The following is a 13,126-nucleotide window of genomic DNA, read 5'->3' on the forward strand; positions in this document are numbered from 1 at the left end:
CCACCGAGAGGCTTACTCCTACAACTCCCCCGGAGCCTTACTCTTGCGTTTTCAAACGATAGGTTTACCACAGGCGTATGAACTGCTTGCCCTGGTGCTCAGGTTAATTCAGGTTAAGAAAAGGTACTTAATTGTATGTCTGCTGCGTAGCATCTGAATTGAATTTCACTCAAAAGTAAACCCAGCCTCTGACTCAGCTGTTTTTTGAAACGCATAAATGCGTATATAAACGCAACTATACGTTTCATAAAACGGGTGTTTTGATGACAAATAGTAAAAAAGTGTCAGCAATGCGGCGGCAGAATGATTGCGAGACTGGACAAGCGCTTCTGCACTAATCAGTGCCGGGCAAATGCCCACCATGCAGATAAACGGCACAACAGCGGATAGCAGCTAAACTTAAACATCAACTCCAGCCTGCGCCGCAACCGCATCATACTCGAGCAGACCAGTCTGTAGGTGAAAACTACCACAATAAACAGGTGCTCCAACTGGCTGGCTTCGATTTTCGCCACCATACTCACCTCTACCGCACCAAATAAGGCAACACCTACCACTTTTGCTGCTATTACGATTAGATACGTGCACTAAAACAAAAAAGCCCGCAAACACGTGGTTTGCAGGCTTTTAGGTATTTTGGTATCGCTACCAGCAGAGAGTGAGGGATTCGAACCTACCCCACAATGCTTTTATTATCAATTACTTATAACCTTAAAATCAGCGGTCACCCGAATTTTCCCCCTTCTGAGAATTTTAGCTTTTTTTCACTAAACAAATTTAGTGATTTAAACCTCATACATCAACTAGAGAATGTAAAATGTTAGTCCTTCTACTCTTTGAGAGTACTAAAACCATGGACTGAAGCATGCTAGAATCCAAACTTCCATAACATACTTATTTTCACTTCACTGATGTCTTTGATTTTACTTTCTGCTAATAAGGCCACACTTTGCCCTTATATATGAATCTTTTCTTTTTGCCTATCTAAAAGCAGACGCCATCAATTCCTGATCCGCCTTTGAGATACCATACTTCGTGGCCACGCTCCTCCAGTTGGCCACAGCTTCTTTGACCTCCTGGTGTATCGCTGCCGCTTGTCTACCAGATAGGCGGTAGTATTCCGCCGTCTCCAGGGCCAGCTCCGGATCCAGCGCGTTGTCCTCCTCCGTAATATTGAGCTTGAGCCCTACTCCGGTCTCCACCGGATTTAGATCATAGGCAGGCGATAACCTCCAACCCAGCGGTGTCAGGATGAAGCCGTGGTTGCGCAGGTGGTCATCTGTGTTGCTCACGTAAATGTTAAATAAAACGCGCCGCCAGAGCTCTTCCAGGTCTTTTTCCGGAGCGGCACCCTGCCTGGAGATGAATTCAGCCAACTCGAGGTAACTTACCCCATCTTGGTAGTCGATGCCGTCGTGATAACCCAACAGCGTCATGGCGGACGCAAAATGAACACGCTCTCCGGTTTCAGTGCGGTCAAAGCGCCTGGTCAGGAAGGTGTGTTGCCTGGAGGCATAACGCTCTACCCTGGCCTCTGCCATGTGAATCCCCGCCGACACGGCCAGCTCCTGCACCACCATCTCCCAGGCCCCGACGTCACGGTTATCATTGCGGCTGGGGAACTTGGCAATCCACAGCCTTCCTTTCTCATCCGTTACGCCGGCTTTCGGTCTGGCTCCCCCCAGGGAGGAGCCAGGCGCGACCAGCAGGCTGAGCCATTTGAGGTACTCCTCGTCCTGGGTGATGTCATCTTCCTCCAGCTTCTGGCTTGCGTAGGCCAACTCCCGCAAAGCCGTCCAGGGCGGGGTGGCCATCTCCCGGTTGTCATTCAGGAACGGGCCATCGAGCGCCTGTTTAAACCGCAGTGCCCCCATGCGGTGGCCGTCGTACACCCCCAGCAGGTAGTCACTCTCTATCAGGCGTTGCTCTGTACGACCTTCTCTTCGGGCCATTGCAGCCTCTCGCCGGCGCATCAGCACCCTGCCCCACCGGTCCGGAGAGGAATCCAGAAATACACCGAAGTTATGCTTCTCCTCTCCTGCCAGGTACTGCGGTCCTGTGTAGAGCTGAAGCTCAGGATCCAGCACCTGCGCGTACGCACTGCTTAGCCAGGCCTTTTCGTACTCAAAGGAGAACACTTCCTTACCCCGAACGACGCTCGCATGCAGCGTGCCCATCCATTGGGGTCCTCCCAGTTCGGCCCAGTCAGCGTACACGTATATCGCTTTGGTTACCTTATGCTTTGCCATCTTCGCTTAGGTATCGCTTGAATGCTTAGGAGCCCTTTCTCGTACCGGCAGCTCGGCATCTTGCAACTTGCGGCCGAGTTTGTCGTCCCGCCCCACTTGCGCCAGGTCTTTTTCCAGGCCCAGCACTGCCAACACTTTTAAATAATTCCCCATGGCCACGGAGGGCTCCCCTTTCTCGATCTGGCTGAGTGTGGGCCGGGAGATGGCGGCGCGCTCGGCCACCTGCTCAGTGCTGAGCCTGCGTCGCAGTCGGGCCAGCTTAATGTTTTCCCCCAGCTCAGCCAATAGTCGCTGCCAGGATGGGTATAAAGGTCGTGATTTAGCCATAATGTAAACTACAATTAACAAATATACACACTTTTGTAAATCACAGCTTACATTATTATACAAAAAATATACATATTTTGTACATATCGTACCGCCAAAGTTGTAGCAGAGCAGCTTGTCATGTTTTATGACAGAAAAATATGACAAAGCAATGAAAGGGCAGTAAGGCCAGCACCGCGGAAGCCCCCAAGCTCATATTCGCGGCCGCCCTGAAGGCCTGCACCTCAGGGCATTGTCCTCGCCCACAACCACTCCTCGGGCAACCTCAACCCCAGCCAGACGGACCTGCAGCTCACCCGGAAGATCAAGCTGCTGGTATTTAAATGTTGTTCCTTCCTGTATCCTGTTGATCTCGTAGTCTATTTTCGCTGTTACACTCATTGATTACTAATACATTACCTAATAGAAGCAAGGATAATACAAGACAGTCATTTATCAAGTATTTTGCGCAAAACACTTGACTTGCAATTATTGACTTTTGAAAGTATTAGATGGCTTGTATCCATTCAAACCATAAAAAATAAGATAGGAATAGCAGCAAAGCGGAATAATAAAGGCTATCCCCCAGGAAAAATGATCAATCAACACCCCTTGGGCATACGTCACAAATGCTCCTCCTACTATCGCGGTGGACAGTAAACCGGAAGCCCTGGTGGTGAATCTTCCAAGACCATTTACGGACAGGGAAAAAATGACGGCGAACATGATGGAGTTGCACAAGCCAACCAATACCATCGCCCAAACTGCCAGATAGCCTGTTGAAAGAATGGAGGTCATTATCAACGCTACAGACATGGACGCCACGATCACCAGTACTCTTGAAGGCTGTAACAGCTTTAACACATAGGCACCTATGAACCGGCCAACCAGCATGCCACCCCAGTAAAAAGACAAGTACAGATTGGCTGCATGCTCCTCGATCGAAAGTGTATCGGCGATGTAGTTCGTTAAGAAGGAGCCGATGGCCACTTCCGCCCCTACATACATAAATAGGGCGATGATGCCGTATTTGAGATGGCGGAAACTGAAAATAGATCGCTGCCCTGTCCCTTCCGCTTCTTCATTGTCTGCAGAGGCGGAAATCTGAGGCAAAGCTAAACGAAACACAATAATTCCAATTAACAGCAACCCGAGGCTGATCATCAGATAAGGCTTCACCAGGGCATCGCTTGAGGCGTTTGATTCACTTAACCGCGAGAGGATGAACTGGGCTCCAAAAATAGGCGCCACTGTCGTACCGATGGACCCAACCCCCTGTATAAGCGTCAGGCGGGAGGCGGCTGTCTTCGGTGAACCCAACACAGTGATATAAGGATTAGCCGCGACCTGCAACAACACGATTCCCGTGGCAACAATAAACAGGGCTGCCAGGAATAACTCATACTGGTGGAACCAGGAAGCGGGCAGGAACAGAAAAGCGCCTAATCCGGCTATCAGGAAACCGGCTACCATGCCATTCTTATACCCGATTTTTTCCACTATTTTCCCTGAGGGGATGGAGAGTAAGCCATAGGTAAGGAAGAAATAGAACTGCACCAACGAGGATTGGGAATAAGTAAGGGTGAAGCCCTCCTTAAAAAATGGGACCAGGGTATCGTTTAGTACGGTAATGAACCCCATCATAAAATACAGGACCGCCAAAGCTATGAGCGCAGGCAGGTAATTCTTGCTGGTTGTGGTTTCCTGGGATACCTCCAGCTGGTTTTTAACCGGTAACATGGCCATATTCTACGATTTTGCTAATGAATACTCACTTTTCTCAACCCTTTCCATCGTTTTCCACAGTTGGAACAAGCCTCTGGGTACGTGAAAACAACCTTTCCACTTCCCGCCCTTCAGGGGAAGCAACACCTCGCCCTGCCTGTTCAAGTAGCCGAACCATTCCCCATGCTCCTGATCCACAAAGTGCTCCCAGGTGTAGCGATGGAGTTTCTCAAACCACTCCCAGCAATGCTCGTTCCCTGTGTGCAGGTACCCTTTGAGTGCTGCGATCATGGCTTCAATATGCACCCACCACAGCTTCTGATCCCACTCCAACTGCTGAGGCGGGTTTCCTTTGATGTCCAGGAAATAAAAAAGCCCCCCATGCTCCTTGTCCCAGCCAAACTCTAAGGTGGAAAGCACGATCTCCACACACTGCGCTGTCAAGGCCGTGTCATTTGTCCGCTCGGCAATATCCATGATGAACCACATGGCTTCCAAGCCGTGGCCCGGATTTACCAGTCTGCCCTCAAAAGAATCAGAAAACTTCCCATCCATGTCCACATTCTCCAGGATAATTCCCAGCTCCGGCTGATAGAAAGTCTTCATCACGGTATTCACCCCATCGGCAATGGTCTGCTCCACCAGCTGCGGATCAAGCAGATGCTCCACTTCCAACACCAGGTTACACATGATCATGGGAAGCGAGAACCCTTGCAGATCCCGGGTCCCGGGGAAGGCCTTCGAGAATTTCCCTTTTGGATGCTGTTTCCGCTCCAGGATCTTGTGGAAGGTATCGATGGCAACTTTGGCATACGCGGCATTGTCGGTGGCTTTGCTAAGCTGAGCAAATGCCATCGTGGCAAAACAATCCGAGAATATATTATAAGCCTGCGTAAGCGGTTTTCCTTCCCTCGTCAGGGAAAAGTACCAGTCTTGCTGCTCATCCCGTCCGTTTTTCTTCAAAAACTCAGCCCCCTGCCGGGCAACATCTAACCAGGACTGCTCGCCCAACGCGTTGTAGAGCATCGAGAACGTCCATACCTGCCTGCATTGCAGCCACATGAACTTATCCGTGTCATAGACACGTCCGTCTCTGTCCAGGCATGTAAAAAATCCCCCGTTCACCGTATCTACAGAATGCTGCATCCAGAAAGGCACCACATTTTCTAAAAGATTGGACTTGTATAAGGCTGCGTAATCAATTTTAGTCATTTCAGTCTGATTTAAGTTGTACATGTAGGGCTTTGCCAATGCTTCCACTGGGCGCCTGAAGGTTTAAGAGCCAAGAGAGGGTTGGGGCAATGTCCGTTATATGGACACGTTCATTCGAATGCCCTGCTTTTATTTTCCATCCCATGAAGATCAGGGGGATTTGTGTATCAGCCGGATTCCAGGTGCCGTGGGTGGTTCCCTTCAAGGGACCATCAAACCAGCCAGGCTCCTGTATAATCATCAGCTGACCGCTTCTTTTAAAATGATAGCCATTGACCATCATCGATCGGATAGGCTCGGGGATAGAAAGCTGACTGGCGTTGTCCATGTCCCCCACAAACTGTACCCCTGGCTCTTGTCGCAAATACCCGATCGCGTGTGCTTTTATCGCCTGGAAGTCCAAACCGGCTGCCGCTATCTTCGCCATGTCAAAATAGACCTGGTAATTATAGATGGCTTTGACTAAGTCATCCGTTTGGAATCTCTTGGCTAGTAATTCATTCAGTGGCTTGACCTTCTCCTTTCCCCTCAGCCACCCTGTCGGAAAACGGAGCGATTCCAGATACCCAATGGACTGGGCAGCTCCATGGTCTGCCGTCAGCACCACCAGGTAATTATCGGCTCCGATCTTCTTGTCGAGGTATTTGAAGAAAGACGCTAAATCCTGATCCAGCCTCAGGTAGGCATCTTCCACCTCCATGGAATTGGGCCCGAACTGGTGGCCAATGTAATCTGTGGAGGCACAGTTGATGGCAATCACATCGGTAAAGGCCCCGGCACCCAACCTATAACTTTCGATGGCGCTTTTGGCAAACTCCAGAATTAAGGTATTCCCCATGGGCGTGTTGCGGATAATCCCTTTGTCAGTCTGATAAAGGTGCTTAACCTGGTGGGGAAAACGTGTTGTCTGTGCCCCTTTAAAAGGTCTTTCCCAGGCTGCCTGGTCGTCCGTGCTTTGCCCGTAAGAAGCAGCAGGGTATAGGGTTTCCCACTCATGCGCCAGTAATTGCTGCCCCAGTTGCCGGCTGTTGAATTTTTCTACCCACGTTGGCAAGTCCTGGAAATACCAGCTGCTGGTCACAAATTGGCCACTTTTGTCATCATACCAGAAAGCGCCTGTCGGCTTGTGACCAGCGGGCAGAATGGCGGCCCTGTCTTTCAGGGAAACGCCGACCACCTTGGATCTGAAATTTGAAGCCAGCATCAGCTCATCTGTCCAGGTCGTAGTGAGCAGCTGCCGGGGAGACATACTTGGAAGGGCCTCTTCTCCCCCTACCAGGTGGGTCGTACTGTCATCCGTGCAGTAAACCATGCGTTCAGATTTCAAATCAAACCACTCATTGCCGGCTATGCCATGTATGGCTGGTACCGAACCTGTGTAAATGCTGGCATGCCCCACCGCTGTCATGGAAGGCACATAGTTGATGAAGGTATTGTTGAAGGAATGGCCCTTGCGTAACAACCGGTTAAACCCATCTTTGCCATACCTGTCCTGATACCGATGTAAATGATCCCATCTCATTTGGTCTATCACGAGCCCGACGACCAGTTTAGGAGGGGAACCTGCGTATACAGTCATGCCTGCAATCACCAGGCACAGTGTCGCAAGCACTCTAAAAAAGCTTGTCATAGGGAGCAGGGGTTTAATTTTCAAATTCAAGCACCGCTACCAATGGCAAATGGTCTGAGGCATAGCGTTCCGAGACGGTATAGTAGTCTTTGACGGTAAATCTGGAAGCAGCTGCTTTGTTCAGCAGAATGTAGTCAATGGTCGTTATGGGCCTTCCAGCCGGAAAGGTGGGAGGACAGATATCACCACAGCCCATCTTGAATCCCTCTTGATAGAGGCTCCAGTTCTTGTTCTGGGGGTCCATGTTGAAATCCCCGCCCATAATGATGGGAGACTGAGCAAATGGGGCCAGCACCCGCATGAGCTCCCTGGATTGCAGTTCCCTGTTTTTATCTGTCAGATGATCTAAGTGCGTGGAGACAAATACCAGTTTCTGCCCCTGGGCAAACTCGACTTCAATAATGCCGGCAGCCCGCAGTTCAGCACCGGAACCATCCTCTACAGGCAGTGCATGAACGGATGAAGAAAGGATCGGAAAGCGGGACAGCAGCGCGACGCCATAATCGCCACCTGACCTGTCAATTGCCTTTGCAAAAAAATAGTGCATACCCGTCAGCTTTGCCAATTCCTTTGCCTGGTGCAGGGTGGCTCCGGAGCGCGTGGTGTGCACATCTACTTCCTGCAGGGCTACCAAGTCAGGCTTTTCACCGTTGATGGCCTTGGCTGTGGCAATCAAATCAACTTCTCCGGCTGGTTTGGAGGGTGGGTTCCCAATATGAATATTGTAGGACATCACTTTGATCGTCTGCTTTTTAGGTTCAGGCGTGCCTTCAGAAGAAGTTTTGCACGAAAGCAGCAGGAACAGGGCAAAAAAGCCTGCCAGGTATTTCATATTCATAAGCTTAGTAGATACACTGTTGAAAAATAGCAAAGACTATCTCCCCCCTACCCCAATTAAAAACGCCACGTTAGTAGGGGTAGAGGAAGAGGATAGTGATGAAGCAGGTAGAGGGGCCACTGGCTGTGTTGTTTTCTACCATCCCGGATTCTGGCCGAGTGCCGGGTTGATCAAACGCTCTGACTCAGGTATGGGGTACAGGTAAAATTTGTCTTCCCATATCCTCGGAATTGTGTTCAGCCAGATGATCTCCCCTTTGTCTCCCTGAGATAGCACCAGGGGGTTTGGCCTCCCGTTCGCATTGTCAGAGACGTTGATGTAAGTGACTCCCGCAACCGGAGTGCTTGGCATGGATTTATAGAAGGCCACATCCAGGACGCCATCCTCATTCAGATCCAAGGGAATGTTCAACCCTGGGACATACATGCCATTCCACGTCTTTTCTAACAGTTTGCCTTTGTTCCATCGCACCAAGTCATAGAATCTGAACCCTTCAAGCGCCAACTCGATGCCTCTTTCGCGGCGCACCTCGAGTAAGGCTGGGTTACTGATCTCAGGAAAAAACTCACGTTGCAGATAAGGATCTGCTGCTGCTGGCATAGGGGCATTCATAATGCCTGCCCTTCGCCTCAGGGCGCCTACGGTCTGAGCCCAATCCTGGTCAGTCAGGGCTCCAAGCTCCGCCTTTGCTTCCGCGTAGTTCAGCAATACCTCCGCATAGCGTATGACCGGGATGATGTTGTCATTGCGGCTCCCACTGTCGTAGAACGTGTCATCCAGCGTCCATTTGATGGGTTGATAGCCTGTGTAGGTATAGGAAAACTCAGGAGGGGAAGCGATCACGTTTCCACCATTAATTCGGGTGTACCCTTTTGTCCGGATGGTCTGGCTGAGCCTTGCGTCCCTGTTTTTAACTTCATCGCTGAACACCATCGTTTCGTATTGGGGGTTGCTCGTGAAAGGGGTTCCGTCCAGGTTCAGGTAGGTGTTGATAAAGCTTCTGGTGAAATTGGCCCTGTCCCCATAAGTGGCACTGGTCCAGTACCAGTTTGCGTCATGGTAAAGCGCCAGCTCATCGTCGTAAATATTGGCTAGCAACACCTCGCTTGTGATCGGTGATTTACTCGTAAAAAGCTGCCGGTAAGCCTGAGAAGCGCCCCCGCCTGTATGAAGGGAATAGGAGAAGTCCTGCATCACGGCCTTTGCTGCGTCTGCTGACTGCGTGAGCCATTCGTCGGCTGTACTGGCCAGGTTATAGGAGGTATGGTATTTTCTGAGAGTACCTTCAAATAAGCAGACCCTGGACTTGAAGGCGTAAGCAACAGGCTGCGTGATCATGGATCTCGACCCATCGTTGGTGGTCCGGATATGCTTGATCGCAAAGTCCAGGTCACGCAATACGGAGTCCATCACCAGTACCCGGGAATCCCTGCCGTTGAACAATTCCGGATCGTTCACATCGAATGATTTGCCGATCCAGGGTACATCCCCGAACCGCTTTACTTTGTCAAAATAAAACCATGCCCTGAAGAACCGGGCAATCCCCGTATAATGGTTTCGGGTCTCCTCCGGAACGGAGATGTTGTTATTGTTTTCAATAAAATAATTGATGTTCCTCAGTTCTGACCAGTTCCAACCGGTACTTTGCCGGGGCCCGTAGGCTCCCGGCCTGATAAAATCAGGCACCTCTTTTCTGGCAATGTAATCTGACATGGCATCCCCGCGCAGGATGTCAGAGGCCGTGGGCAGGATGTCATAAAAGGAGTTGGAATAGAGCGCCAGGCCATTCTCGCTTTCAAAAACGGCCTCTTTCCCAACCGTTGACCTTGGTGCCTGGTCCAGCTTTTCACAGGAAGAAAAGCTAAAAGCTATTATGAATAATATATAAATCCGCTTCATCGTACTTGCTTTAAAACGTTATGGACAACCCTAAAGAATAGCTTTTCAACATGGGGTAGTTGAATCCGTCACCATGGTTGGTGGAGTCCAGGTCCTGGTCCGAGGCACCCGTGTTTTCCACATCGATATCCCTGGTAATCTTGTGCATGGGGGAATAGGCAAACAGGTTTTCGCCAGACACATAGACACGGGCGGCATGTGCCCGCACTTTGGAGGTAACTGCTTGCGGAAGGTTATAGCCAAATTGCAGGTTCTTCAAACGCACATAGGCGATATTCTGCAAATACCGGGTCTGTGTTTCCCGAAGGGTACCCCCTCCTGTCCAGGCCAGGTAACCTGTGTAGCGTGGGAAGTAGGCGTCCGGATTGTCTTCTGTCCATATGTTGCCGATCTGTGACTTAGGGGGATGTCCATAAGGTGCATTGTACTGCCCCCAGAAGGTGTTCGCCCCTCTGCTCGGGTACCAGTCTTGTTTGCCCACTCCCTGAAAGAAGGCACTGAAGAAGAAGTTACTCCAGTCTGCGCCCAGATTTAGCCCGAACCTGTAGCGCGGCTCCGAATTACCGATGATTTTTCTATCGCCTGGCGAATCGACTGTGTTCTCGCCAAAGTCAATCACCCCGTCGTTGTTCAGATCGGCGAATTTAATATCGCCCGGACGCCAGACACCTGTAGCCGTTGTATTGAACAGACTCTGATCCGCCGACCGGTTGACGTCTTCACTGGATTCAAAGAAGCCAGCGGTTTCAAAGCCCCATATTTCGCCGATGCGCTGGCCTTCATAAAAGTCAGTCAACCGTTTCTCCGGGTTGTTGTATTTTAGAATGGTGGATGTGTGGTCCGATACAATGGCCCTTATATCATAGCTGAATGGTTTGGCCCCCAGGCTGAATTCGTCTCTCCAGCTGACGGAGAGTTCCCAGCCCTTTGTCTCCAGATCAGCATAGTTTCCTCTGGGTGTGGCCGCCCCAAAAACGGCGGGGAGCCGTACCCCAGGCGTGAACATATCCGTTGTCTTGCGGACATAGGCATCGCCTACAATATTGAGTCTGTTTCGCAGTAGTGACAGATCAAGCCCTACATTTTGTGTGGTTGCCGTTTCCCAGGTCAGCCCGAAAGGAATCACGGAAGGATTATTGGTATACTGTGGCCGTACCCCATTCAGAATGCGCCCTAACTGGCCAACTGCCAGCTGCTCCTGAAAGACATAGGATCTGATATTGCCATTTCCCAGGGAGCCGTAGGAAGCCCTCAGCTTGAAGTCGGAAACGAGGTCCTCTGACACATTCCAAAATGGTTCTGAGGAGATTCTCCAACCTGCGGAAACAGACGGAAAGAAGGCAAACCGCTCATGCTCCGGAAACTTCGAGGAACCGTCGTACCGGCCATTCACCTCCAGCAGGTAGCGATCCTTGAAATCATAGTTCAGTCGGTAAAAGCCTCCCATGATGTTCCATTGCTCCCATCCACCTGTCGTGATGATGGACTGGCCCAAAGCCAGGTTCAGATCATCGGCATTCTCATAGATCAATCCGTTGCGCTGCGCGCCTACTCGCCGGTGCGTGTTTAATTCATAATTGAACCCTGCCATGGCCTTCAAGCGATGGACATCCTTGAACGTATGTTGGTATTCCCCATACAGGTTGGAGGCGATGTATTGCGTTTCTCTGTAGATCTCACGCAGGTCGTTCGTGTTGAGACCTACATACTGGATCACGCCCGGCACCCGGCTGTAAGGCACTGGCACCCGAATTCTCTTTTCATTGTCGTCCAGGCTTTGAAAGGTAAGGTCCCCTTTCAGTTGAAACTTGTCTTCAAAAAATCTGGAAGTGAAGCTTGTCGTATTCCGTAGCAGCCTGCGGTCTGAGTCCATCCCGTTTTTGCCATACCAGAAGTCACCCACGGTATAGGCTGCTGAGTGCGTCAACGTACCATCCGGATTAAACATAGGAGCCATAGGAGGGCCTTCTGCCACCATATTCCGCCAGATACCCCCACCTTCTCCGACATTCAGCGGGTTGTGGTACTGTACATTGGAGAAGTCTGTGTTGTTCTCCAGCGTTAGCCAGGAGAACACGTCGATGGCCCCTTTGGCCCGGAAATTATACATCTTGTAATCGTCCGAATTATACCTGAAAAGTCCGGGTTGATTCAGGTACCTGCCCGTCACATAAAAGCTCGTCTTCTCACCGCTGCCTGAGAAGGCCAGGTTGTGCTCCTGGGAGTAGGTATGCTTCTTGTACAGCTGATCAAACCAGTCCGTATTCTCATAATAGACATATTCCCCTGTAACAGGATCTACCTCCACCCTGGGAAGGGAGGGGTCCTTGGACCTGCGCTCCAGCTCAGCCAGGTAAGCAGGTGAGAACCGAAGCGTTTTGTTGACATTCTGGGGTGTGCTGGCGTAGTTGTTCCAGCTTGAAAACGCCTCATTGAACATCGTCGCCCATTGATAGCCATCTGTCACGAAGTCAGGAACGACAGTGGGTTCCTTGATGGCGAAGTTCGTGGTATAGGTTACGTTTGTTCTGTCCTTGGCTGGTCTTTTCGTTGTGATCAGCACCACACCAAATGCGCCCCTCGCCCCGTAGATGCTGGCAGAAGCCGCGTCCTTCAGGACAGAAACCGTTTCAATGTCATGGGGGTTCAGCAGGGCCGGATTGCCCTCTACGCCATCGATCAGCACCAAGGCGTTGCCCCCCTGCCCGATGGAGGTTGCTCCCCTGATATTAAAGGAAGGAGACTGCGTCGGCTTTCCGTCTGCCGGCGTCAGGTTTAAGTTGGGAAGGACGCCCTGCAAACCTTGTGATAAATTTGTGATAGGACGATTGGTGAAAACCTCAGCGGTCACCTGGTCAACAGCCCCCGTCAGGTTCTCCTTTTTCTGGGTTCCGTAGCCGACCACAATCACTTCATCCAGTGACTGGGCTTTGTCTGTCAAGGTCACATTGAGCTCTCCAGGCCCCTGAAAAGAGATGGTCTGTGTGTTAGTCCCGATGAAAGAGAACACCAGTTCCCCGGGAGCGGAAGGCACTGCCAGTGAAAACCTGCCTTCGGCATCGGTTGCAGTCGCTGTCTGCGTTCCCTTTAAATGAATACTCACACCAGGGAGCGGCTCCTTGCCTTGTGAAACGACCAAGCCTGTGAGGCGCCATGTCGCTTGTGTCTGCACACTTCGGGCTACGCTTTCCTGTGCCAGGCTCATGCAGAGCAGCAGGAGAAGGGAAGTTAAAAGTTTTAAATACTGTCTCATGGTGCAATGCTAAA

Annotated in this window: 9 protein-coding genes; 1 reads left to right on the forward strand and 8 read right to left on the reverse strand. The window is 50.8% G+C overall.

The features are described from left to right. Window positions 1-980: 980 nt before the first annotated feature. On the reverse strand, window positions 981-2,249 hold the full coding sequence (locus tag B0B12_RS16570; protein WP_076671127.1) for a type II toxin-antitoxin system HipA family toxin: 1,269 nt from the start codon (window positions 2,247-2,249) through the stop codon (window positions 981-983). A gap of 6 nt (window positions 2,250-2,255) precedes the next feature. After that, window positions 2,256-2,576 carry a helix-turn-helix transcriptional regulator gene (locus B0B12_RS16575; protein WP_076671128.1) on the reverse strand — a complete coding sequence of 107 codons (321 nt, stop codon included), beginning with the start codon at window positions 2,574-2,576 and terminating at the stop codon, window positions 2,256-2,258. 231 nt (window positions 2,577-2,807) lie between these two features. Here B0B12_RS16575 and B0B12_RS20035 point away from each other — a divergent pair, with 231 nt between their 5' ends. Beyond that, window positions 2,808-2,960 (forward strand): JAB domain-containing protein, encoded by a 153-nt coding sequence (locus B0B12_RS20035; protein WP_083704274.1) that lies wholly within the window; start codon window positions 2,808-2,810, stop codon window positions 2,958-2,960. An 84-nt stretch (window positions 2,961-3,044) separates the two neighbouring features. On the opposite strand, the gene B0B12_RS16585 is transcribed toward B0B12_RS20035, so the two are convergent. The 6 genes from B0B12_RS16585 to B0B12_RS16610 form a co-directional block, all read right to left on the reverse strand. Further along, the gene (locus tag B0B12_RS16585; RefSeq protein ID WP_076671129.1) at window positions 3,045-4,301 is read right to left on the reverse strand and encodes a sugar MFS transporter; all 1,257 of its coding nucleotides are present in this window, start codon (window positions 4,299-4,301) and stop codon (window positions 3,045-3,047) included. Window positions 4,302-4,304: 3 nt separating this feature from the next. Continuing rightward, on the reverse strand, window positions 4,305-5,492 hold the full coding sequence (locus tag B0B12_RS16590) for a n-acyl-d-glucosamine 2-epimerase (RefSeq protein ID WP_076671130.1): 1,188 nt from the start codon (window positions 5,490-5,492) through the stop codon (window positions 4,305-4,307). 1 nt (window position 5,493) lies between these two features. Beyond that, window positions 5,494-7,122: an alkaline phosphatase PafA gene (pafA, locus tag B0B12_RS16595; protein ID WP_076671131.1), complete on the reverse strand. Its 1,629-nt coding sequence runs from the start codon at window positions 7,120-7,122 to the stop codon at window positions 5,494-5,496. 13 nt (window positions 7,123-7,135) lie between these two features. Continuing rightward, window positions 7,136-7,954, reverse strand: coding sequence for an endonuclease/exonuclease/phosphatase family protein (locus B0B12_RS16600; protein ID WP_170871894.1), 819 nt, complete (start codon window positions 7,952-7,954; stop codon window positions 7,136-7,138). A 141-nt stretch (window positions 7,955-8,095) separates the two neighbouring features. Further along, complete coding sequence (locus tag B0B12_RS16605) at window positions 8,096-9,859, reverse strand: RagB/SusD family nutrient uptake outer membrane protein (protein WP_076671133.1); 1,764 nt, start codon at window positions 9,857-9,859, stop codon at window positions 8,096-8,098. Window positions 9,860-9,869: 10 nt separating this feature from the next. Next, window positions 9,870-13,112: a SusC/RagA family TonB-linked outer membrane protein gene (locus B0B12_RS16610; protein ID WP_083704260.1), complete on the reverse strand. Its 3,243-nt coding sequence runs from the start codon at window positions 13,110-13,112 to the stop codon at window positions 9,870-9,872. Between the last annotated feature and the right edge of the window lie 14 nt (window positions 13,113-13,126).

The organism is Pontibacter indicus (assembly GCF_900156345.1).
Classification (GTDB): Bacteria; Bacteroidota; Bacteroidia; order Cytophagales; family Hymenobacteraceae; genus Pontibacter; species Pontibacter indicus.

What these genes read in the sequence shown, in the direction of transcription:
- B0B12_RS16570 (WP_076671127.1), bottom strand. Translation starts at nt 2,249, where the DNA reads ATGGCAAAGCATAAGGTAACCAAAGCGATATACGTGTACGCTGACTGG.
- B0B12_RS16575 (WP_076671128.1), bottom strand. Translation starts at nt 2,576, where the DNA reads ATGGCTAAATCACGACCTTTATACCCATCCTGGCAGCGACTATTGGCT.
- B0B12_RS16585 (WP_076671129.1), bottom strand. Translation starts at nt 4,301, where the DNA reads ATGGCCATGTTACCGGTTAAAAACCAGCTGGAGGTATCCCAGGAAACC.
- B0B12_RS16590 (WP_076671130.1), bottom strand. Translation starts at nt 5,492, where the DNA reads ATGACTAAAATTGATTACGCAGCCTTATACAAGTCCAATCTTTTAGAA.
- pafA (WP_076671131.1), bottom strand. Translation starts at nt 7,122, where the DNA reads ATGACAAGCTTTTTTAGAGTGCTTGCGACACTGTGCCTGGTGATTGCA.
- B0B12_RS16600 (WP_170871894.1), bottom strand. Translation starts at nt 7,954, where the DNA reads ATGAAATACCTGGCAGGCTTTTTTGCCCTGTTCCTGCTGCTTTCGTGC.
- B0B12_RS16605 (WP_076671133.1), bottom strand. Translation starts at nt 9,859, where the DNA reads ATGAAGCGGATTTATATATTATTCATAATAGCTTTTAGCTTTTCTTCC.
- B0B12_RS16610 (WP_083704260.1), bottom strand. Translation starts at nt 13,112, where the DNA reads ATGAGACAGTATTTAAAACTTTTAACTTCCCTTCTCCTGCTGCTCTGC.